The organism is Streptomyces sp. NBC_00557 (genome assembly GCF_036345995.1).
In the GTDB taxonomy this organism is placed as follows: domain Bacteria; phylum Actinomycetota; class Actinomycetes; order Streptomycetales; family Streptomycetaceae; genus Streptomyces.
Genome location: NZ_CP107796.1, coordinates 7,862,929 through 7,884,882, shown reverse-complemented (window position 1 = coordinate 7,884,882; position 21,954 = coordinate 7,862,929). Strand labels below are relative to the sequence as shown.

Genomic DNA, 21,954 nt, shown 5'->3' with positions numbered 1-21,954 from the left:
TCCGCGTGGACGGACAGCATGGCCTCTTCGCCCAGCCCCGAGAGCCGGTCGACGGTACGTCCCTACCGTCCTGAGGACGAGTCCTCGGTACGCGACCTGATCGATGCCGACAGACTGCCGGGACAGCCTCACTGGGTCCCCGGGCAGCCGGCCGCACAGCGCAGCGGGGCCGCACCCCTGTGCGGGTGGGCGGCACCCGCGCGGCCGCGCATCAGCGTGCTCGCCGACGCCGGGGACCGCGCCCGGGGGATCGTCGCGTACCTGTGCTGGGCGGATGTGCGAACCGGGCTGATCTGCCGGCTCCACGCCCGTGAGAATCCGCCCGCCCTGCGGGCCCTGGTCTGCCACGCCCTCGGCGCCCTCGCCCACTGCCTGCGCGTCGAGGCGTTCGTGGGTGCTCCGGCCGATGCCTGGGGGCTGGTCGGACTGCCTCGTACTCGGCGCGCCGCCACCCACGGCGCCTTGGTGCAGTCGGGCTTCACGGGCCGCCGGCAGGGCTGCTACCTGCACCGTTCACTCCCTGCCGAAGTCCCGTCGGCGAAGGTCGTCGCCGACGTCCTCCCCTGCGAGATGCCGCCCGGACGCCGGCTGGTCATCCGCGAGGCCGCCGAACCCGTCGCCGAAGCCGTGGTCACCGTGGGACCCGATCGCACCGCGGCCATCCACTGGATCGAAACCCTGCCGTCCCGCCGCCGTCGCGGTCTGGCCCGCCTCCTGCTCGGACAGGCGCTGACGTTGCTGGCCGAGGAGGGGGTCACCGACGTCTCCGCCGTCCTCGACGACGCCCAGCAGCGCAGCCCCGGCACAGCTGCGGCTTCCCGGCTCTTCGATTCCTTCGGCTTCACGTTCGTGGACGACCTCTGGGGCTATCAGCACCAACGCCCCCGAGCCACGCGAGGGGACGCGTGAGCCCGGGGGCGCAACGGCCGGCCCGCTCCTCGCCGGCGCCTTCGGCGGATGTGCGGCGCGGCCCGACGGACGCAGAGCGGTTCCCGGCGGACGAGGGGGCGCGCCAGGGACGGCGTCGGATCAGGCGGGGACCCGTTCGGCAGCCGCGAGGACGGAGGCCCGTGCCTGATGGCGGCGCTCGTAGTCCAGGACCCGCCGGGTGACACGCTCGGTGGCCTCACCGATCCGCTTGACGATCTCGTCCTCGTGCATGCCGTCGTAGCCGGGCCACGGCTCGGGCCCGAGCAGGTCCGCGACTCGGCTCAGCACCGCGGGGCGGGCGGCGTGGGAACGCTCGTAGGCGCCCACCCTGGCCAGATCCGACTGGGACAGCTGCGGCAACCGCTCGAGAATCGCCCGTGCGCTCAGCCTGCGGTAGTCGGGGATCGGCAGATCCATCTCCGAGATGAGGGCGCCGTCCGGCATGCCCTGCAGCCGGTCCGCTCCCGGCATGCGCTCGGCCGTCTCCCGCAGCCAGGTGCTCCATTCACGCACCGCCTGGGTGGCCCGGCCGGCGCCCAGGCCGTCGCCGCACACGACCGTCGCCTCGGCGTGGTGCTCGAGGCTGTCGCCGAGTTCGATCAGTGTCTCCTCGCCGTCGCGGCGGATGGACCGCAGCAGATCCGTGGTGGCGCCGTCCTGCGCCTCCTGGGCGATCCGCTCGGCGGCCCGGCAGATCGCCACGGCGAAGGCAGTGCGCGCGTACTCGTCCTCGACGTTCTTGAGCAGCTGGTGTTCCGTGGCCGTCCCCGAGCTCCGCAGCAGGGCGTTCGGGACGACCTTGACCACGTCCAGGGGCAGCCGGAAGGCCTGCCTGGTGAGGTGCCAGACGTTCCCGGCGACGGCCTGGGCGAGGCCACGGGGCTTCAGCGAGGCCAGGCGCTCGTCGATGAGGTAGACGTGGCCGCGGGCGTCGCCGGCGCGGCGTTCCAGGACTTCCCGGTACTCGCCGGGAGGGGTGACCGCGAGATGGGCTTTGAAGCGGTCGGCGAGCGCTGCTTCGGCCTCTCGGACCTGACGCAGCGCGGGAACGAGCATGTCTGTGGCTACGGCCATCACGTTTCCTTCGGCTAGGGCGATGCTCGCATGACATCGGGCCAGAGCGGCCCCGCCCCCCTCGCCCCTTACCGTGCCCCGAAACGCCGGCTTCCGCATCTTTCCGGCGGCCGCATGGAGCAGGCGCCGGCCGGAGAGGAAGGACCGCCCGTCCTGCCGCGGCCGCGTCGGGCAGCCGGGCCGCGGGTCGGTGCGCGGGCGTGCGGTGGCCGGGAGACGGCAGGGGGCGTCACGGTGTGCCCACGGCGACGCCGAGCCGCCGGACACGGCCGGGATCGGTGTCGGGGCGGTCGAGTCGGTGATCGCCGAAGGGCGTGCCGTGCGGGGTGCCTGACCAGCGGCGGTGTGCCGGCGGCAGGCCCGAGTCGAGGCCTGTGAGGAGGCCGTCGCAGCCGAATGAGCTACGCGCCTCTGCCACGTCGTGTCAAATGATCCGATAGGCCCTTGATGTTCATACGCTTCCGGCGATCCATTCCCCCCCCCCGACCGGGAGACAGAGCATGCGCAAGACGGTACGCATCTGGAGTGCCGCAGCGGCGGTCGCAGCCGTGGCCGCAGGGTCCATCGGCACGGCGGTGGCCGTCACCTCACCCCCGTCCCCCAGGCCGAAGCCGGCCGTCACGACCCCGGCCGCGCCCACGGCCGAGGTCTCCGCCGCGGGCGTCCGCGCATGGCAGCCGTTCCGGATCCGCGGCACTCTGCCCGGTGTGCCCGCCGGCACCCGGGTCACCCTCCAGCAGCAGGTGGGCGCGCGTCCCTGGGTCAACCTGCCGGCGTCGATGCAGACCGACGCGCACGCGACGTACACCATGCGCGTCGTGCTCGGCATGAAGGGCCACAACAAACTGCGTCTCGTCGACAGCAGAATGCGCGTCGTCTCCCCGCTCATCGACGTCTGGGTGCGCTGACCCCGGGGCGGCTCCCGGCACATCGCGGGTGCCTCCCGCGGGTGGCACCCGCTGGGGTTCGCGGCACGATCCGGTGGGTGAGGCGTGGACCGTGCGTGAGCGCGGTCCACTTGTCGCAGACAGACGGCCGTCACCGGTCCCTTCGCGGCTGTCATGTGTCAGCTCGGCGACGTGGCGGGGCCCGGGAGTCGTATCCAGCTCCCGGGCCCCTGGGGATGCCACCCAATTGCGCACGCCGGCGGCGTTTAAGAGGTCGGATCAGTCATCATGCCGTCGTGTTCTTCCTTTGAACTACCGCACCGGGCTGAGAGGTGCAGGCGAGAGTCGAACTCGCATCCGACGGCGTTCGTCCGGCCTCGGTCGATCCGGCGATCGGCGGCGATGCTGAGACTGGAGCGAGAGTCTGAGACTGACCACGGCTGCCTCTGCCATGTTGGGCTACCCCGGCCCGTCGGTGGTGCTGTGCCGGGGGAAGGACTCGAACCTTCACTGTCACCGTGTCTTCAGGCTGAACTTCAGTGTCAGCTTGCGCTCATCGCGCGAACCGGTCCTCATCCCGGCCCGCGCCTGTGGCGCACCCCCGCGCTCGCACGCGGGGGCGATCGTGGATGCTACCCGTGGCGGCGTCAGCCGAGCAGGTAGCCGAACACCGCGTCGCCGACCCGCTGGTCGGTGACCTCGGCGCTGTTGGCCTCCTCGCGGGCGAACTTCACCGCCTGCTGCAGCTTCTCGACCCGGTCCACCAGCTCGTTCACCCGCCGCGCCGGGAGCGCTCCGGAGAACTTCACGGTCGTCCAGTACCCGATGGGCACGTCCTCGTAGTACACCTCGACCTGGGCCGGGTGCTTGTCGGTCGCCTCCGCCTTGACGTGGTTGCGGGGGACCTTCTTCGTCCGGATCGTGCGCACCGGGTCCGTCTTCCACCAGTCCGTGGACGGGTCGTGGGACCAGGACTCGGCGGCGTCGAGGGTGGGCAGCTTCTTGACGAACGGGTGCAGGTCGGTGAGCTGCTTCTCCAGGAAGAGGAGGTAGCTGACCGGGACGTCGGTGAGGATCGTCCGGCCGTCGACCGTGACGTCCGCTCGCGCCGTGCAGTTCGCCCAGTCCTTGGTGGCGGTCACGTCGAAGAGCCGGGTGAGCGACGCGGACATCTCCCGCAGTACATCCTCGGCCTGCACCTGTACCCGCGTGGACTCGGGCGGCAGCTGCTCGCCCTCCTCGTCCTTGGGCTGGTACGTGCGAGAGATGCCGGCCAGCAGGGCCGGCTTCTGCACCTTGTGGTGCGCGGCGGTGATGTCCTGGAGCGACTTGCTCTTGACACCCTTCTCGACAGCGATGATCTGGTTCAGTTTCGCCACTTCGGGTCCCCCTTCGAACGAGCGTCACCGTACTTCGCCAGCGCGAACGCCCGCACATGGTTTTCTCCGCGGCGCTGGGACGCGCACTCCCCCGCCGCCTCGTCGAGCCTCATCCGCCCACGAGGGCGACGAGCTTGATGAAGACCAGGTCGGGGTCGACGGTGAGGTCCACGAGTTCGTCGAGGTCGTCGACCTGGCGATCGCCGGCCAGGACGAAGAACCCGTTGGCCAGGAAGGCGCGTTCGGCGATCTCGGCCTGGCGCTGCCAGTCGATGCGGCGGGGCTCGCGCAGCCGGTAGCCGTTCAGCTCGGTCTCGGCGTCGTCGGGGCGGACGAGACCGTTGAAGCGGTCACCGGGACGGGCGTTGTGCCGGGCTACCTCTTCGCGGACCCGGAGCCTGATCAGGTCCCGCACGGTCATCCGGTCGGGCAGCCCGGCGACCTCCCACTCGGTGAGCGGCTTGCCGGTCGCGGTCTCGTCGCGGAACGTCACTGTGGCCATCAGGCGCCTCGCTTGATCTGCAGGAGAATGGTCTCGTCGGTGATCTTCGTGTCGGCGGCGAGCAGGAAGGCCTTGCTGAGGATCAGGGAGAGCCGGTCGTCCTCGAACGGCAGGAACACCGTGCCGGCGCCCTTGCCACGTGCCGGGACGATGCACAGGTAGCTGTCGTCCGGTTCCATCAGGATGTTGGCCGAGCCCAGATGGATCCTGTACGTCCGCAGATCCCCGCGGACGACCAGGAAGCGGCCGTCCAGCGTGCACCGGTCGGCGATCCTCAGGCGGGGCAGGATCCGTTCCAGGGCTTCGCGGCGGACCTCGGCGCTCGTCGTCAGCGCGCCGAACCCGGCCGTCCGCCAGTACGCGGCGTAGCGGTCCTCGCCCCGGTCGGTCCAGTCGGGATCGGCGGCGATCGAGGTCACGCCCACGAAGAGGTCGACGTCGCGCATCGCCTCGCTGAACACCAGCGGAGGCACCTGGTCCAGTGCGACCTCCTGCCAGCGCCGGCCCTGCCGCCGTTCGAAGCGGACCTGGTCCGTCGTGGCGTGCTCGGGCGCGTAGCCGTGGTCGTCGTCCGCGGCGGGCTCGTGGTGGAAGCAGGCCCGCCACTCGCCGTCGCCGAACTCGGCCCGGGCCCGCCCGTCGTAGCCGCCGTCGTAGCGGCCGAGGAAGTTCGCCTGCCAGCCGCGTTCCTTGAACAGGGCGTAGAGCTGCCGGTAGTGGACGATGTGGGCGGCGAACCGGTTGGAGTAGACCCCGGTCTCCTCCTCCGCCGGGGTGAGGAGATAGATCTCCCGGAAGGCCTGCTTGAACGGCTGCCGCAGCCGCTCGGCGACGAGCCGCTCGCGCCACGCCCTGATCTCGTCCGCCGAGGCCCGGATCGGATGCCACAGACGGACCCGTTCGGGCCGGCCGGGTGGCTCGGCCGCCGGCGCGACCGCGCGCCACTGGCCGTCCGCGTCCTGGAACTCCCAGATCAGGCCGCGGGTGAGGGCCCCGGTGACCGGATGGTCGCGGTAGTGGCGGCACCACTCGTCGTACGGCCACTCGCGTCCGGCGGACAACAGCGCCTCCACGCGGGCCCGTTCCCCCGACAGTGTGGCCCGCACCTCTTTGGCCAGGGCCTTCAACGCCCGCAGTTCCTCCGCGAAGCCGTCCTTCAGCGCGGCCGGAGCGGTGCGGGAGGTCGTTCCGTCGGGGTGTGTGAAAGTGAGCCGTACGGTGGCCGCCTCCTCGATCGCCAGCCGTATCCGGTATCCGCCCACCTCCCGTTCCAGGAACCCGTCCGGGGCCAGGCCGTGGTCCGGCACGCTGCGCTCGACGAGTTGCTGCGGCGTGATGCCCTGCTTTCCTGCCGCCGTGACCAGCGCGGTGCCGAGCTGCTTGCGCAGGGCCCGGTGCCGGATCCGGGACTGCAGCCGCCACAGGGCCTCCAGCGAGGCCGTGTCGTCCATCTCGGCCAGCGCGTTGATCGCCGCACCCGCGAGCTTGAGTTCTTCGATCACGTCGGTGCCCGGCGCGCCGGCACGTTCGGCCAGCGCGCCGAGGTGCCGCGCCTCGGCCGGGCCGCCGGTCAGCGCGGCCGCCCAGACGACGCCGCGCGCGAGGTCACCGTCGTTCTGGTGGACCAGGTAGTGGTAGTGGTAGCCGTCGCCGACCCAGCCAGTGTGCGCACCGCTTCCCCTGCTGCACAGCGGATCGCCCTCGGCCAGTGCCCGCAGGACACCGGTCACGGCATCCCGTGCCGATGCCGCGTCCATGAGGTCGAGGCAGGTTCGCCGCCAGCTCCGGGCGGGCCGTGGGCTCGACAGGCTCGCCAAGTGCCGTAGCAGCCTGGCCAGTTCCGGTGTGGGAGAGGAGTTGGCACGGTCGCGCAGCGGGGCTGCCCAGGCGGCGTGGGCGGGGATCAGGCCATCGGGGACGAGTGCCTCGTCGGCGCCGGCGAGCAGCGCGCGCAGACGCTGGGCGAGCGTCGCCCGCAGGCGCGCCCCGACCGTGGTGTCCATGAGGGTGGTGTGTGCGTGCCGCAGCCAGGGCAGGACCGCGCGGCGGCCGTCGGCGTCGAGCTGGTCGGCGGCGTCCAGCACCAGCCTCAGTGAGTTCGCGAACCAGAAGTCCATGTCGTACTCGGTGGCGCGCCGGAGCATCACCGCGACCTCGTCGGGCGTCCACCCCCGCACCCGGGAGATCAGGGACTGCAGCTCGGTGTCGTAGTGCCACAGGCTCGTGTCGTCGAAGCGGGCCGACAGCATGAGGCACAGGACGGCGGCCCTGCCCTCCTCGTCCGCGCAGGCGGCGAGCCGCCGGTCGATCTCCGCCTGGACCGCCGCGCCGGTCTCCCTGGCCCGCCGGTATTCGTGGCCCAGAGCCTGCCGGAACTCCGCGCGTTGGCGTTCCAGGAGATCCACGAGCCAGGGCACGCGGTGGAGCGCCGCAGACCGCACAGGGTCCAGCGCGTCGTTTCTGAGGGATTCGGTCACCAGGGCGTCGATCGGCATGACCCGGATCATGACAGGGGGCACTGACAATGCGATCAACTCGCCGTCGCGGGGAGGACGAATCGACCGCGACGACTGCCGGCTCTGCCGGTCACCGCTCGGCCTTCGCCCCGCTCATGCCGGAAAGTTCCCCACGGACGGTGTCAAAACGGCGTGCCACAACGGCGTGCCGAGGCCGTTGCCCAGCCCCGGTCTGCCCCCGCACGGGCCGGGTCCTGGCCCGTGCCGCGGCTGATACATCGCCATCTGACCCATCCGCGGGGATCAGTTGGCCCGGGCAGCGGTACGGTGTGCCCCTGACCGTCGCCGGGCCCCCGTGGCCCGTGATCAACAGGGGAGTTACATGCACCACCGCAGACCGCGTCACCACCGCAGACTCATAGCCCGAGCGGTCGGTACCGCCGGTGTGCTCGCCGTCGCTCTGGGTGCCGGGGTGACGCCGTCGATGGCCGCCGGGAAGTCGTCTTCCAATCCCACGGCCACCGGGTCGTCGCCCGACGAGGACGCTACGAACTGGGCGCCTGACAACGACAGCGCGGCTCTGCCCCAGGGCGCGCACCCCGCCGCCACGCTCGCCCGCGGCCGGGCCTCCACCGTCCAGCTCAAGCTTCCCGCGCCGAGCGGGCCCTACCAGGTGGGCACCTTCAGCCAGCACCTCGTCGACAAGTCCCGCACCGACCCGTACGTGCCGGGCAACCGCGCGCGCGAGCTGATGGTGACGTACTGGTACCCGGCCTCCTCCACCTCCGGGCACCCGGTGGCACCGTGGATGCCGTCGGCATCCGGCGCCCACTTCCTCCGCTCGCGGGGCCTGTCGCCGCAGCAGGTCTCGCTGCCGCAGACCTCCAGCCATGTGCTGGCCCCGGTCAGCACCAAGCTCGGCAAGCTGCCCGTGCTGCTGTACTCGACCGGGCTGCACTCGGACCGCGCGATGGGCACCGCCCTGGCCGAGGATCTCGCCAGCCGGGGCTACATCGTCATCGCCGTCGACCACACGCACGACGCGAACGAGGTGGAGTTCCCGGGCGGACGGCTCGAGGTCAACACCATGCCGTCGGGCGCGCACTCCTCCGACACGCTCAACGTGCGGGCTGCGGACATCAAGTTCGTCATCAACCAGCTCGGCACCATCGCCAAGGGCGGCAACCCGGACGTCGACCACGCCAAGCTCCCCTCCGGTCTGTCGAAGACCGTGGACACGTCCCGCATCGGGATGTTCGGCTGGTCGCTGGGCGGCGCCGCGGTCGACACGGCCATGCAGCTCGACCACCGCATCGCCGCCGGAGCCAACCTGGACGGCCAGTTCTTCGGCACCGCGCCGAGCAAGGACCTGAACCGCCCGTTCATGCTCTTCAGCTCCGGCACCCACAACCGCAACAACGACTCGTCGTGGCGCAAGCTGTGGCCGCACCTCAAGGGCTACCGGGTCGACATCCAGCTCCACGGCTCCAGGCACCTGTCGTTCAGCGACAACGAGTGGCTGGTGCCGCAGGTGGCGCCGCTGCTCGGCATGTCGCAGGACCAGGTGCGGCAGCAGTACGGCACGATCGACCCCAACCGGGCGATCAAGATCCAGCGCGTGTATCTCGCCGCCTTCTTCGACCAGGAGCTGCGCAAGAAGCACAGCACCCTGCTGGACGGGCCCTCCAAGAGCTACCCGGAGATCGCCTTCGTCCGCTGACCGGTCCACGGGGGACGGGCCCCGCCCGGGGCCCGTCATGCACCGGTCGGCACTCCGACCCCGTCGTCGTACGCACGGACCCGTCGTCGTACGCCCGGCCGGCTCGGGGCGTCCTGAGCCGGCCGGCGCCCGGTCGCCCGTACGGGCACGGCACAGGGACAGGCGTGTGATGGATGCGTGATCTCATGCGGCTAAAGTGTGCGCTTGGTCGAACATTCGAGCGCTCGTCGCCGGTCGAGAGAGAGGATCCGCTGTCCTGCCCACCGCTTGCCGGCGCCACGCCCCACCGCACGCCCCTTCCCCGCCACGCCGCCGCGCGTCCCGCTGCCCGGCGTTGCCGGCCGCGATCGCCTGCCGAAGCGGCGGGGGCCCGAGCCGCGACGGCCGGGCCCGCCACAGCTTCTTCCCCGGCGGTTCGCCCGCCGACGGCACGACCGGCAACGGTCTGTCCGGCTGCGTCCCGCCGGCCGGCGCGCAGCCGCCGTACCCGCGGCTTCCAGGGAGTACGCCGCCCAGGACCCGCCGCCGCTCCGCCTGACCACCGATCCGAGGACCTTCCGCCATGACCACCATGCCCACCGCCCAGAGCACCGGCCCGCAGGGCCGCCACCGGACATCGCGCCGCCGCGACGGCCGGCCGGAGGCTCTGGCATCCTGGGAGCGGCCCGCGCTGGCCGCGGTGCTGGTCGTCGCCGCGCTGCTGTACGGCTGGGGCATGGGACACGCCGCCATCCACCCCTACTACAGCGCGGCGATACGGTCGATGGCCTCCACCTGGCGGGCCTTCTTCTTCGGCGGACTCGACCCCAGCGGTTCGATCACACTCGACAAGCTGCCGGGGGCCTTCTGGCCGGAGGCCGTCTCCGTCTGGATCTTCGGCCCGCACACCTGGGCGGTCGCGCTGCCGCAGGTCGTCGAGGGTGTGCTCACCGTGTGGCTGCTGCACCGGATCGTACGGGTGTGGGCCGGGAAGCTCGCCGCGCTGATCGCCGCGCTGACGCTCACCCTCACTCCGGTGACCGTGGTGCTCAACCGGGCCACCATCCCGGACACGGCGCTCACCCTGCTGCTGGTGGCGGCCGCCGGAGCCCTGCAGAAGGCGCTCCGCACCGAGCGGCTCGCGCCGCTGATCACCTGTGGGGTCTGGGTCGGGCTCGCCTTCCAGACGAAGATGCTGCAGGCGTGGCTGGTGCTGCCGGTCTTCGCCGTCGTCTACCAACTCGCCGCGACCGGCACGCCGTTGCGACGGGCGCTGCGCCTGCTGCTGACCGGGGCGGTCGCGCTGGGCGTCTCCTGCTCCTGGGCACTGCTCGCCTGGATCACGCCCGCCGCACACCGCCCGTACGTGGACGGCACGTCCAACAACAACCCCTTCAGCCTGGTCTTCGGCTACAACGGCCTGAGCCGCTTCAGCGACGACGACACCGCGTTCGGGGCCGTGTCGGGAACCGCCGCCAGCCGGACCTCCGGCAACACCGGCTGGGGCATGCTGGTCAACCACACCGTCGGCCCGCAGATCGCCTGGTTCCTGCCGCTCGCCGTGCTCGCCGCCGTCCTGGGCGTGGTCTGGCAGGCCCGCGAACCGCGCACCGACCCGTTGCGCGCCGGTTTCCTCCTCTGGGGTGGCTGGCTGGCCGTGCACGCCGTGGTGTTCAGCGTCTCCAACGGCAACCACCCCTACTACACGGCCGTGATCGCGCCGGCCGTCGCCGCGCTCGCCGGCGGCGGGCTCGCCCTCTTCCGGTCCGTGTACGACACGGGCGGCCGGCGGCGCGTGTGGCTGCCGACGGCCCTCCTGCTGACGGTGCTGTGGGCGCTGGTGCTCGACGTGCCGACCCTGTTCGCCTCCTGGCTGCTGCTGCCGGCCGTGGGCCTCGCGGCGTGCAGCGTGGTGGGCCTGTGGACCGGAGGGTCACGCGTCACCAGCGGGATGTTCCAGGGCTCCGTGGCCGCCGGAATCGCGGCCACTCTGCTGCTGCCCGCCGGCTGGTCCGCCGCCGCCCTCGACCCGCTCTACGCGGGCGCCTCCACGTCGCCCACGGCCGGTCCGGTCGGCAAGGCCTACCGCAGCGCCGTGCACAACCGGTCCGCTCTGCGCCGGGTGGAGCTCGACCGGCCCAGCACCCGCGACACCACCCTGCTCGATTACCTCGCCGAGCACCGTCACGGCGAGAAGTACCTGGTCGCCACCCAGGCCGCCTACCCGGCGGAACGTCTGCTGCGCGCCCGGTCCGAGCCCATCCTCGTGATGGGCGGCTTCACCGGCAAGACGCCCTTCCCCACCGCCCAGCAGCTCGGCGCCCTGGTCGCCTCGCACCAGCTCCGTTACGCGCTGCTCACGCCGCTGCGCCCCACCACCCCGGCCACGACCTGGGTGAAGTCCCACTGCACCCGCATCCGCTCCGGGGCCTACGGCTGGCGCACCAGGGGCAGCTTCCTCCTCTACGACTGCCGCGTGCAGGCCTGACTCCCACTGCACCCGCATCCGCTCCGGGGCCTACGGCTGGCCCTGTCTCACCCGTTCGGCGGTAGGCAAGCGCCGGGAAGGCCTCGGGCGGTCGCGGCGCGGGTGGGGCATGCGACGGCGCGGGACTCGCCGGTGCGGCCCCGGGCGGACGGCCGGGGGGCGAGCGGGACGGCCTCCCGGACAGCGCGCGCGGTGAGGGGCGTACCGCTGTGCCACGGTGTGTGCCCGGCGCGTGGTGGCCGGACCATGGTCGAATGGGGCCCCGGCCCGATTCCGGCGGGCCGGGACCCCATCTTTCGCGGTGGCTTCGGAGTATCGGACTAGTAGTCCCAGTGGTTCACGACGCGGAAGCTGGCCACCACGCCGTTCTTGATGTCGATGCCCTGGACGTGGCCCGGCCGCAGGCCGTAGCTGGAGCTGTCGGGTCCGACGGTGGCGACCGGAGCGCCGTTGTCGCACACCACCCCCCGGAAGACCTCGACGGTCCTGTGGCTGTCGTTGCGGATGTTCAGGGTTCTGGCGCCCAGGCCGCTGATCACGGTGATGCAGTCGCCCGGGCGGGGCGAGTACGACCGCTCGTTGATCTGGATCCGGCCCTCGTAGCCCTCGTGGCGCCCGCTCCAGCCCTCGTAGCCCTCGTGGCGCCCGCTCCAGCCCTCGTTGCCTTTGCCCTGTCCGGAGTCGCCGCCGAGCGGCGCCGCCGCGGGGGCGGAGACGGCCGGGACGGACCGGGGCCTCGGAGCGGAAGCGGCCGACGCGTAGGTGATGCCGCTGGCGGCAAGCGCTGCCGCGGTGGCGACACCGGCGGTGACGACGGTGGAACGCTCGAGCTTCATGTCGCTTCTCCTGTCTCAGAGATGCCGGCCCGTCAGCCAGCTCGCGATCAGAAAATTACCCATAGCGGTCATACCAGTCATACTGGATTTCCGCCTGAGAGGGCCGTTCGAGCTATTCCCGACGCCGCCCGCCGCCCCCGCGGAGAACCGTGTCGGCCATCAAGTGCCTTGAAATAACAAATGATTGACCTACTTTTAGACTGTCCGAGTGATCTTCTGACGCATGGTCACCCAGCCCGTGCTGCGGCGTGTCGCTGTGGCAGGGGCCGGACGAGCCGTGTTAGCCGGCGGGTGGCACTCCGCACCCCCGATGTTCACCGGCCGGCCCCGGTCAGGACGCGGCGGATCTCGTCGAGCATGGGGGCCGGGATGAAGCCGGTCCGCTCGCAGAGTTCGGTGAGTTCCTTCCCCGTCCGCCGTTCGTCGCCGGGGTCCACGGTGAAGATGAGGATTCCGCCGTGGCCGTGGCCGTCGGTGATCAGGTCGTGGCAGGTGACGAGGTCGACGCGGGCCCGGAGTTGGGCGAGCAGCGCGGGGTGGGGTTCGCCGTGAGGCACTCGATCGCGAAGCGTTCGGCCGGGGCGCCGGCGCTGGTCGGCCAGGCGCCGGCCAGGATGTCGAGGAGGGCGACTAGGTGTTGAGTCCGGTGGCGGCGAGCGACCGGGTGGTGGCGCCGCCGAGCCGGGGGTTGACCTCCAGGACGTGGTGGACGGCGTCGGTGTGGATCATGTCGACGTGCACGGACCCTTCGACCCCGAGCTGTGTGCACAGGTCCACGAGGCGCCGCGCGGTGGGCCCGAAGTCGTCGTTCCGTGCGGGGGGCGACGTAGCGCAGGTCGTCGAACGTGAAGGCGGGAGGGCCGCTCGCCGTGCCGGTCCGGATCAGCGGCATGACAGTGTAGTGGCCGCCCGCGCCGACGATGTCGACCGAACAGAGCCGTCCGCTGACGCACTTCTCCAGGACCGCGTGCGCCGCGGGGTGTGCGGCCAGGTGGCGGACGAGGGCGGCCGGGTCCGCGAGGAACTCGATGCCCATGCTGGTCGAGTCCCACAACGGCTTTGCCGGCAGCGGGTATCCGATGTCCCGCGCGGCGAGGCGGACGGCGTGGGGGTAGGCCGGCAGGGGCAGCGTACGGCCGTTGAGGAGTGGACCGTCGCCGACGTGGGCGGTGAGAAAGCGCGTCACGCACGCTCCGCCGCGGGCTCGGCCGCCGTACGGGAGCGCTTCGGTGAGCAGCGTCTTCCTCACGCCGCGCAGTACACCGCAGTCGCCGCGTCACGACCACGAACGTAACGACCGGACATGTGTGGCGAGTTCGCGCGGACGGTTTTAGCAACCTCCAGCCGTGGCCGAGACCCGGGGTGGAGGGGGCGGCTGCCTCAGGACCGGTGCTGCTCCACGGGAGCGAGGTGGGCCAGGCACAGTGAGGGCTCGACGAAGGGTTCCAGGCGGTCGACGCTCAGGGGGGCGCGGACCTCCTTCAGGACGCCCCGCATGAGGCCCAGGTGGAGGGAGCACACCACCTCGCGGTGCTCCTCGGCGACCTCCCGGAACGGGCAGTGCCGCAGCGCGATGGCCTTGTCCGGCCGGCTCCCGGCGGGGCCGGGAGAGAAACCGACGTCCGCGAGGACCCGGGTCAGCCGCCGGACGGCCTCCTCGGCGTCGATGCGCTGGACGGGCGAGGGCGTGTCGGCGAGGTAACGCCCCCATGCCTCACCGGCGTCCACGGCGGCCTGTGCCGGGTGCGGAAGCGTCTCGCTGACGATTCCGGTCAGCATCTGGGCCAGCAGCTGGTAGCTGCGGCGGCCGGCCGGTACCCGGGAGGGGGCGGCGGCGCGCTAGACGGGGCGGGGCCTGCCGGGCCGGCCGCGCCCCTCCGTGCGGGACTCGGCGAGCCCCTCCTTGACCAGTGCGTCGAGGTGGAACCGGACGGTGTTGGGGTGCAGGCCGGTCTGTTCGGCGATGTCCCGTACGCCCGCTCCATCGGGCGCGGCGCGCAGTACGTCGAGTACGCGGGTCCGGCTCTCGCCCCCGGCGGAGGAGCCGACCGGATCCTGCAACGTCTGCCTGTCCACCCCGGCATTTTGCCCGGGCACGTCGTACAAACGCGGGAAACCGTCCGCCTCCGAGCAGCGAGTGCCGACCCATCCCGGGTGATCAGGCCGATCAGGCCCTCACAGGTGATCAGGTTCTTACGAAGGCACTGTGAAAACCCGGGCGCGGGTACGGCCGTCCCTCACCTGTGCTCGTTCAGCCAGTCGGCGAGGACGGCGGCCTGGCTGTGGTCCACGTCCTTCGTGGCGGTCAGCAGCATCACCCTGTCGTGCGCCGCCAGGTCACGCAGGTGTTCGGCCGCCTCGCGGTGTTCGCTGTCCCGCAGTTCCGCCAGGTAGCGGCGGCGGAACTCGGTGAAGCGCTGGGGGTCATGGCCGTACCACTTGCGCAGTTCGCTCGACGGAGCGACGTCGCGCAGCCACTCGTCGAGATGCGCGTCCTCCTTGCGCATGCCCCGGGGCCAGACCCGGTCCACCAGCACACGCTTGCCGTCCCGCGGTGAGGTGTCCTCGTAGACTCGGCGGTAGGTGATCCGTTCGGCCATGACGGTGCCCCTCCGGATGAGTCGGTCGCCACGCCTTGCGCATGCGGGACCGCACCGTCCCTCGCTGCGCCGCAGGCACTCCCGCCTCCCCATTTTACGGTCGCGTCCGGGGCCCGGACCGGACGGTCGCGGGCAGTGGCGTTCGCAGGCGCGCGGACGCGGCCTCCTTGATCCACCGTGACGGATCCCTCACGTTCTGCCTGCGGCAAAGGGTGGACCCGCCTCTTCGGCAGGTCCGATCGTGGGCAGCATGAACGATCACCGCGACGAGGTCCGTGAGGTCCGGCGATTCTGGGCAGGGCTCGGGCTTCCCGGGCTGGTCGACGTGCACACCCACTTCATGCCCGAGCGTGTCCTGCACAAGGTCTGGGACTACTTCGACACCAACGGACCGCTGATCGGCGGGCTTCACTGGCCGATCACCTATCGGCGGGAGGAGGCCGAACGCACCGCTCTTCTCCGGGAGTTCGGCGTCCGGGCCTTCACCGCCATGCTCTACCCGCACAAGCCCGGCATGGCCCGGTGGCTCAACGGCTGGGCGGCCGGATTCGCCCGCCGCACCCCCGACTGTCTGCACACCGCCACCCTCTACCCCGAACCGGGCGTCGAGACCTACGTCCGCGAGGCCGTCGAAGCGGGCGCCCGGGTGTTCAAGGCGCACGTCCAGGTGGGGGCGTACGACCCGGCGGACGCGCTTCTCCGGCCGGCATGGGGGCTGCTGGCCGAGGCGCGCATCCCCGTGGTGATCCACTGCGGCTCCGGGCCGGCGCCGGGCAAGCACACCGGCCCCGAGCCCGTCGCCCGGGTGCTGGCACGGCATCCGCGCCTGCGGCTGGTCATCGCCCACCTGGGTATGCCCGAGTACGAGGAGTTCCTCGGCCTCGCCGAGCGGTACCACGAGGTGCGGCTGGACACGACGATGGTGTTCACCGACTTCGCCGAGGAACTGATGCCGTTCCCGCGCCGGGCCCTGCCGCGGCTGGCCGGCCTCGGCGACCGCATCCTGCTGGGTTCCGACTTCCCCAACATCCCCTATCCGTACGCGCACCAGCTCCACGCCCTGGAGCGGCTCGGTCTCGGAGACGACTGGCTCCGGGCCGTGTGCCACGACAACGGGGCACGGCTGTTCGGACGGTGAGCGGAAGCGGCCCGCGCCGTGCGGACGCCACACCCGGTGCTTCGGCGGGCCCCCCTTCGCTCCCCCGGTCGCCGATGTGGTCCTGTCGGACGCCTGCCGGTTTGGCCACCGGGACGCCCGGGATACCCATGGCGCATGATTCCCCCGCGCGTCGACGAGATGCTGCCGGAGCTGGCGCCGTTCGTGCACGCCGTACAGGCACGGCGGCCCGACGACGGCACGTGGTGCGAGGCCTGGACGGTCCGGGACGTCCTGGTCCACCAGACGGGCAACGCGGAGGAACTGGCGCGGGTGCTCGAGGCGTACCTCGCGGGTACGCCGGTGGAGACCAGGGGCTTCGACCGCGAGGCCCCGTTCCGCCGGATGTCCGACGCCGAGCTGTGGGCGACGTTCCTGAACCGCTGCGAACGGCTCACCGAGATCGCCTCGGCCGCCGCGCAGGACGCGTCGCCGGAGGCGGAGGTGATCTGGACCGGCCGCACGGTGAAGGTCCCCTTCTTCGCCGAGCACATGCGGGAGGAGCTGATCCTGCACCGCTGGGACCTGACCGGCGACGACCGGACGGCGGTGCGGGCGCTCAACGAACCGTGGATGACGGAGCACAGTGTGGTGTCGGTCGGCCGGCCCCTGCTGGCGCGCGGCCGGGCGGCCCTGGACCTGGGCCCGACGGGCGGTTCGAAGGCCGGCTGCGCACCCCGGGCGCGGACGACGTCGTGGTGACGGCGGACGCCGGCGGTGGCGGCATCCGGCTCGCCGCCCCCGAGGGCCACGCCACGATCGAGAGCGACGCGGCGGTGCGGGTCCTGCTGCTGTGGGGACGCCGTCCCGGCGATCCCACGCGGTGGCACAGTTCCGCCGGTCCGGAGACCCTGCGGAAGCTGCGGACCCTGCTGGGCGGCTACTGACAAGCGCGGTTGCGGTCGGTGCCGTCCCCGCACCGGCGTTCCCCGCGGTCACGGCTCCGCGTGCGCGGCGACCGGCTCCGCCGTCCCGACCGAGGCGACGGAGTCGTCCAGTTCGGCCCAGACGGTCTTGCCGTGGCGGGCGTGGCGGGTCCCCCAGTGCCGGGCGAGCTGGGCCACCAGGAGCAGCCCGCGTCCGCCTTCGTCGAAGACACGGGCCCGGCGCAGATGGGGGGTGGTGCTGCTGTCGTCGGCCACCTCGCACAGGAGGGTACGGTCGTGGATCAGGCGCAGCCGGATGGGCGGCCGGCCGTAGCGGATGGCGTTGGTGACCAGCTCGCTGACCACCAGTTCGGCGATGAAGTCCAGCTCCTCCAGGCCCCAGGCCGACAGCTGCCGGGAGACGCGCGAGCGGGCCCGGGGGACCGCGCTGGGATCCGCCTCCAGCTCCCAGGTGACCACCTGGCGGTCCCCGAGGCTGTGGGTGCGGGCCAGGAGGAGCGCGACGTCGTCGTCCGGCCGGTCCGGCAGCAGCGTGTCGAGCACGCTGTCGCAGGTGGCCTCGAGGGAGTCGGAGCGCTGGGCGAGGGCGTGGCGCAGCCTGTCGAGGCCGGCCTCGATGTCGTCGCCGTGGGCGGCGAGCAGGCCGTCGGTGTACAGGGCGAGGAGGCTGCCGTCGGGCAGGTCGATCTCCGCCGCCTCGAAGGGCAGGCCGCCCAGGCCCAGCGGCGGGCCGGGAGGCAGGTCGAGGATGTCGACGGCGCCGTCCCGGGACACCAGGGCGGGCAGGATGTGCCCGGCGCGGGCGAGGGTGCAGCGGTGGGACACGGGGTCGTAGACGGCGTACAGGCATGTGGCGCCGATGTCCTGGTGGCCGCTGCCTTCCGGTCCCTCGCCCTGCCCGCACAGCCCGTCGCACCCCCCGTCCGCGGCGGCGCCGGCCTCGGCGGACAGGCGGATGACGATGTCGTCGAGGTGGGTGAGCAGTTCGTCGGGCGGCAGGTCGATGTCGGCGAGCGTGTGGACCGCGGTGCGCAGCCGTCCCATGGTGGCGGCGGCGTGGATGCCGTGGCCGACGACATCGCCCACCACCAGGGCGACCCGGGCCCCGGACAGCGGGATCACGTCGTACCAGTCGCCGCCCACGCCCAGCTCGGCGCCGGCCGGAAGATAGCGGCACGCGACCTCCACGGCGGACTGCCCCGGCGTGTGCCGCGGGAGGAGGTCGCGCTGCAGGGCGAGCGCGGTGGCACGCATGTGCGTGTAGCGCAGGGCGTTGTCGATGGCGACCGCCGCTCGGGCGGCGATGTCCTGCAGGAAGAGCAGGTCCCTGTCGTCGAAGCGTTCCGGGTTGCGGTGCCGGAAGAACTGGGCCACGCCCAGGACGGCTCCGCGGGTGCGCAGCGGTACGACCAGGCAGGAGTGGACCGGGGCCTCGCCCGGCGCGGAGCCGGGTTCCGCGGCCGGTGGCCGGCTGTCCGTGTCGGTGTCGGGGTGGTGCCGGGAGGGCTGCCCCGTGGTGAGCGCACGGTCCTGTGCGGATCCGAGCGGGTAGGTGTGCAGCTCGTGCCAGGCGACGGCCGGCTCCGGCGCCTCGTCGCCCGCCGCGCTCCGGGCGATCCGGCGCAGCAGGCGCACGCCCCTGGCCGGAGTGCCGCGTTCGCGGAGCACGGAGTCGAGCAGGTCGACGGTGGCGAGGTCGGCGATCTGCTCGGTGGCGAAGTCGGCCAGCTCCTGGGCGGTGCGGACGGTGTCAAGGGTGGTCCCGATGCGTACGCTCGCCTCGTTCACCGCCGACAGCCTGCGGCGCAGCCGGCCCTCGTACTCCTCCTGGAAGGCGGCGACGCCCCGCTCGGAGGTGCGGTCCACGTAGTCGGTCGCCACCTCCATCAGCCTGCGTGCCGCCTCGCTGACCAGCCGGGGGTCGTCCGTCAGCCGCGGCAGCTCCGCGAGCAGCCGGTCGACGACGACGGCCTGCCCCAGGCGGAAGGCCCGCAGCATGGCGGTGACAGGCTTGGCGTCCCTGGCCAGCCGGCGCGCCCGGGCCGCTTCGCCGGCCGGCGGTTCGAGCTCGCCGCCGTCCGGCCCGCGTGCGAGGCCGTACACCACGGTGGCGACGTGCTCGGCGATGTTCGAGGCCATGACGTCCGAGTCTTCCCACAGCTCGGGAACGTCCCGCCGCACGGCCTGTTCGACCTCTTGCGTCAGTGCGTCCAACTCCGGGCTGAGCTCTTGGGCCGCACGGCCCAGAAGACCGTCCGCGGTGAAGTCCACGTCTATGACGTTACGCCGCGCAGGCGCTCTCGCATGCCGGTGCGGTCACCCCCGGGTGTACGGCACATCGGGGAGGCGTGCGGGGTTGAGCCCGCGCGCAGCACATGACAGGCTCATGCCCATGATCGGCGACGGCGCGAAGGAGTACCTGCACAGCGATCTGCGGGCGCTGCGCGAGGCGATGCTCGGCAAGCTCGACGGGCTCGGCGAGTACGACGTCCGGCGCCCGCTGACCTCGACGGGCACCAACCTTCTCGGCCTGGTCAAGCACCTGTCGGTCTGGGAGGCCAGGTACTTCGGCGAGGTCTTCGGCCGGCCGTTCCCCGAGCCGCTGCACCGGTGGGACGACGCCGGTACGCGCGAAACCGACATGTGGGCGGCCGAGCACGAGACGCGTGAGGAGGTCATCGGCCGCTACCGGCGTGCGGCGCGGCACTCGGACGCGACGATCGCCGCTCTCGCCATCGACTCCCCCGGCCATGTGCCCTGGTGGCCGCGGCCCGACGTGAAGCTGTTCAACGTCCTGGTGCACATGCTCACCGAGACCAGCCGGCACGCCGGACACGCCGACATCCTGCGCGAGCAGCTCGACGGCCGGACGGGGACGGCAGCCGGGTACGCGACGGATGAGCGCGACGCGGCTTTCTGGCAGGCCCGGCGCGCGACGATCGAGCGAGCGGCCCGGGCAGCGGCCGGCGAGCCCGACGGAGCCGGTCGCACCCGCACGCCGGGGTACTGATCTTGCGCTCCGAGCCTTCGGCCCCCCTCCTTCAGGGATACCCCTACGGGGTATAAACTGGGTGCTTGTCGACGCCGGCCCACGGCGAAGGGGGTGCAGGCATGCACGCGCTCGGCCGCGCACTGTCCATCGCGGGATCGATGACCTGGGAGATCACCTGGGCCTTGATCCTCGGCTTCACCCTGTCGGCCGTCGTCCAGGCCGTGGTGCGCCGCGAGACGGTCGTCCGGCTGCTGGGGGACGACCGGCCCCGTACGCTCGCCCTGTCCGCGGGGCTCGGCGCCGCCTCGTCGTCCTGCTCGTACGCGGCCGTCGCGCTCGCGCGCTCGCTGTTCCGGAAGGGGGCGGACTTCACGGCCGCGATGGCCTTCGAGATCGCCTCGACCAACCTGGTGATCGAACTGGGCGTGATCCTGGCGCTGTTGATGGGGTGGCAGTTCACCGCAGCGGAGTTCGTCGGCGGTCCCGTCATGATCGTGGTCCTCGCGGTGCTGTTCCGGCTCCTCCTGCGGCAGCGGTTGCTGCGGCAGGCTCGGGAGCAGGCCGAGCGGGGACTCGCCGGGTCGATGGAGGGGCACGCGGCGATGGACATGTCCGTGCGCGGCGAGGGCGGGTTCCTGCGCCGGCTGCTCTCCCGCGACGGCCTCACCTCCGTCTCGCACATCTTCGTCATGGAGTGGGCGGCGATCCTGCGCGACCTGGTGGCGGGACTGCTGATCGCCGGGGCGATCGCCGCATGGGTGCCGGACGACTTCTGGCGCGGGTTCTTCCTCGCGGACCATCCGCTGGCGGCCGAACTGATCGGTCCGCTGGTCGGCCCGGTGGTGGCGATCGCGACGTTCGTCTGCTCGATCGGCAACGTGCCGCTGGCCGTGGTGCTGTGGAAGGGCGGCATCAGCTTCGGCGGCGTCATCGCCTTCATCTACGCCGACCTGCTGATCCTGCCGATCCTGAACATCTACCGGAAGTACTACGGCGCCCGGACGGCCGCCTTCCTGCTGGGCACGTTCTTCACGGCGACGGCGGTGGCCGGCTACGTCGTGGAGTTCGCCTTCGGGGGGCTGGGCCTCGTCCCCGACCAGGCCACCGCGAAGATCCCCGAGGGCGGCGTCGGCTGGAACTACACGACCTGGCTCAACATCGCCTTCCTGATCCTCGCCGCGGCCATCGTGGTCCGGTTCCTGCGCACCGGCGGCCCGGCGATGCTGCGGATGATGGGCGGCTCACCGGACCACGGGGAGCACGGACACGACCACGCACACGCCCGGGACGGACACGGCCCCTCCTGAAGCGCACGTTCGCCCGCCGGCCGTCCGACGTGCGGTGCCGGCCGTCCGACATGCGGGGTCACTGCCGCTGCGGAAGTATCGGAAGGGGCGCCGGACGCCCTGCTGACGCGCCGGTTTCTCCCGGCGGCCGGTGAGCGGATGCCCTTCGAGGCCGGCCGTCAACGCCTGTTTTCGGCGTACACACCGGAGTTTTCCCATGGCGAAGCGCAACACGGAAGGGCCTTCGACCTTCACGCGGCAGCCGGCACAGCGGGCGCCTGCGGAGCGGGTGACCGCCGGCGACTTCGGCCTGCTGCTCCTCAGGCTGACGTTCGGGCTGCTGATGGCCGGGCACGGCTCGCAGAAGCTCTTCGGGCTCTTCGGAGGCCGGGGTCTGGCGGCCACCGGCAGGGGATTCGAGTCCCTGGGTTACCGCCCGGGGAAGGTCTACGCGGTGATCGGCGGGCTGTCGGAGTTCCTCGGTGGCCTGGGCCTGGCCGTCGGGCTGCTCACGCCGCTCGCGGCCGCCGCCCTGATCGGCGTGATGATCAACGCGATGGCGACCGTCACCGGCGCCCACGGCCTGTGGGAGACGGACGGTGGCGTGGAGTACAGCGTCGGGATCGCCGTCGTCGCCCTGGCCGTCGCCGCGGTCGGCCCCGGCCGGCTGGCGCTCGACCGGTTCCTCCCCTGGGGCACCGGCGGCTGGGCGGAAGCCGCCTGCGCCCTCGGTGTGGGAGGCGCCGCCGCGGCGGTCACGCTGGCCCTGTGAACACCGTGCG

General features: G+C 72.2%; 21 protein-coding genes. 10 read left to right on the top strand and 11 right to left on the bottom strand.

From position 1 onward, the window contains the following. The first annotated feature begins 18 nt into the window (after window positions 1–18). Window positions 19–909, top strand: coding sequence for a GNAT family N-acetyltransferase (locus OG956_RS35100; RefSeq protein ID WP_330342056.1), 891 nt, complete (start codon window positions 19–21; stop codon window positions 907–909). 120 nt (window positions 910–1,029) lie between these two features. Here the strand turns inward: OG956_RS35100 and OG956_RS35095 are convergent, their stop codons facing one another. Next, window positions 1,030–2,004 carry a hypothetical protein gene (locus tag OG956_RS35095; RefSeq protein WP_330342055.1) on the bottom strand — a complete coding sequence of 325 codons (975 nt, stop codon included), beginning with the start codon at window positions 2,002–2,004 and terminating at the stop codon, window positions 1,030–1,032. A 500-nt stretch (window positions 2,005–2,504) separates the two neighbouring features. Here OG956_RS35095 and OG956_RS35090 point away from each other — a divergent pair, with 500 nt between their 5' ends. After that, a complete protein-coding gene (locus OG956_RS35090) occupies window positions 2,505–2,912 on the top strand; it encodes a hypothetical protein (protein WP_330342054.1) in 408 nt (135 codons plus the stop codon). A 626-nt stretch (window positions 2,913–3,538) separates the two neighbouring features. Here OG956_RS35090 and OG956_RS35085 read toward each other — a convergent pair. The 3 genes from OG956_RS35085 to OG956_RS35075 form a co-directional block, all read right to left on the bottom strand. Beyond that, on the bottom strand, window positions 3,539–4,270 hold the full coding sequence (locus tag OG956_RS35085) for a DUF7873 family protein (RefSeq protein WP_330342053.1): 732 nt from the start codon (window positions 4,268–4,270) through the stop codon (window positions 3,539–3,541). A 109-nt stretch (window positions 4,271–4,379) separates the two neighbouring features. Then, a complete protein-coding gene (locus tag OG956_RS35080) occupies window positions 4,380–4,772 on the bottom strand; it encodes a hypothetical protein (RefSeq protein WP_330342052.1) in 393 nt (130 codons plus the stop codon). After that, window positions 4,772–7,267, bottom strand: coding sequence for a DUF4132 domain-containing protein (locus tag OG956_RS35075; protein WP_330342051.1), 2,496 nt, complete (start codon window positions 7,265–7,267; stop codon window positions 4,772–4,774). The genes OG956_RS35080 and OG956_RS35075 overlap by 1 nt, the downstream gene beginning before the upstream one ends. Before the next feature lie 343 nt (window positions 7,268–7,610). On the opposite strand from OG956_RS35075, the gene OG956_RS35070 reads away from it, so the two are divergent. Both OG956_RS35070 and OG956_RS35065 read left to right on the top strand, forming a co-directional pair. Beyond that, window positions 7,611–8,948: an alpha/beta hydrolase family protein gene (locus tag OG956_RS35070; RefSeq protein WP_330342050.1), complete on the top strand. Its 1,338-nt coding sequence runs from the start codon at window positions 7,611–7,613 to the stop codon at window positions 8,946–8,948. A 562-nt stretch (window positions 8,949–9,510) separates the two neighbouring features. Beyond that, window positions 9,511–11,415 (top strand): ArnT family glycosyltransferase, encoded by a 1,905-nt coding sequence (locus OG956_RS35065; protein WP_330342049.1) that lies wholly within the window; start codon window positions 9,511–9,513, stop codon window positions 11,413–11,415. Between the two features lie 320 nt (window positions 11,416–11,735). Here OG956_RS35065 and OG956_RS35060 read toward each other — a convergent pair whose 3' ends face one another. The 6 genes from OG956_RS35060 to OG956_RS35035 all read right to left on the bottom strand — a co-directional run bounded on the left by OG956_RS35060 (window position 11,736) and on the right by OG956_RS35035 (window position 14,851). Beyond that, entirely contained in the window at window positions 11,736–12,251 is a 516-nt protein-coding gene (locus OG956_RS35060) for a hypothetical protein (protein ID WP_330342048.1), read from the bottom strand. Window positions 12,252–12,565: 314 nt separating this feature from the next. After that, window positions 12,566–12,808, bottom strand: coding sequence for a hypothetical protein (locus tag OG956_RS35055; protein ID WP_330342047.1), 243 nt, complete (start codon window positions 12,806–12,808; stop codon window positions 12,566–12,568). A 73-nt stretch (window positions 12,809–12,881) separates the two neighbouring features. After that, window positions 12,882–13,028, bottom strand: coding sequence for an ATP-grasp domain-containing protein (locus OG956_RS35050; protein ID WP_330342046.1), 147 nt, complete (start codon window positions 13,026–13,028; stop codon window positions 12,882–12,884). 603 nt (window positions 13,029–13,631) lie between these two features. Continuing rightward, complete coding sequence (locus tag OG956_RS35045; RefSeq protein ID WP_330342045.1) at window positions 13,632–14,030, bottom strand: hypothetical protein; 399 nt, start codon at window positions 14,028–14,030, stop codon at window positions 13,632–13,634. Window positions 14,031–14,090: 60 nt separating this feature from the next. Continuing rightward, a complete protein-coding gene (locus OG956_RS35040) occupies window positions 14,091–14,327 on the bottom strand; it encodes a helix-turn-helix domain-containing protein (protein ID WP_330342044.1) in 237 nt (78 codons plus the stop codon). 161 nt (window positions 14,328–14,488) lie between these two features. Beyond that, entirely contained in the window at window positions 14,489–14,851 is a 363-nt protein-coding gene (locus OG956_RS35035; protein WP_330342043.1) for a DUF488 domain-containing protein, read from the bottom strand. A 250-nt stretch (window positions 14,852–15,101) separates the two neighbouring features. Between OG956_RS35035 and OG956_RS35030 the strand changes: the two genes are divergently transcribed. From OG956_RS35030 to OG956_RS35020, 3 genes are all read left to right on the top strand, one after another. Beyond that, entirely contained in the window at window positions 15,102–15,989 is an 888-nt protein-coding gene (locus tag OG956_RS35030; RefSeq protein WP_330342042.1) for an amidohydrolase family protein, read from the top strand. Window positions 15,990–16,124: 135 nt separating this feature from the next. Further along, window positions 16,125–16,709 carry a maleylpyruvate isomerase N-terminal domain-containing protein gene (locus OG956_RS35025; RefSeq protein ID WP_330342041.1) on the top strand — a complete coding sequence of 195 codons (585 nt, stop codon included), beginning with the start codon at window positions 16,125–16,127 and terminating at the stop codon, window positions 16,707–16,709. Further along, window positions 16,703–16,894: a hypothetical protein gene (locus OG956_RS35020; RefSeq protein WP_330342040.1), complete on the top strand. Its 192-nt coding sequence runs from the start codon at window positions 16,703–16,705 to the stop codon at window positions 16,892–16,894. The genes OG956_RS35025 and OG956_RS35020 overlap by 7 nt, the downstream gene beginning before the upstream one ends. A 48-nt stretch (window positions 16,895–16,942) precedes the next feature. Here OG956_RS35020 and OG956_RS35015 read toward each other — a convergent pair whose 3' ends face one another. Continuing rightward, window positions 16,943–19,165, bottom strand: coding sequence for an ATP-binding SpoIIE family protein phosphatase (locus tag OG956_RS35015; RefSeq protein ID WP_330342039.1), 2,223 nt, complete (start codon window positions 19,163–19,165; stop codon window positions 16,943–16,945). Between the two features lie 121 nt (window positions 19,166–19,286). Between OG956_RS35015 and OG956_RS35010 the strand changes: the two genes are divergently transcribed. The 3 genes from OG956_RS35010 (at window position 19,287) to OG956_RS35000 (ending at window position 21,944) form a co-directional block, all read left to right on the top strand. Then, on the top strand, window positions 19,287–19,904 hold the full coding sequence (locus OG956_RS35010; RefSeq protein ID WP_330342038.1) for a DinB family protein: 618 nt from the start codon (window positions 19,287–19,289) through the stop codon (window positions 19,902–19,904). A 101-nt stretch (window positions 19,905–20,005) separates the two neighbouring features. Continuing rightward, window positions 20,006–21,193: a permease gene (locus tag OG956_RS35005; protein ID WP_330342037.1), complete on the top strand. Its 1,188-nt coding sequence runs from the start codon at window positions 20,006–20,008 to the stop codon at window positions 21,191–21,193. 196 nt (window positions 21,194–21,389) lie between these two features. After that, window positions 21,390–21,944, top strand: coding sequence for a DoxX family membrane protein (locus OG956_RS35000; protein ID WP_330342036.1), 555 nt, complete (start codon window positions 21,390–21,392; stop codon window positions 21,942–21,944). The last annotated feature ends 10 nt before the right edge of the window (window positions 21,945–21,954 follow it).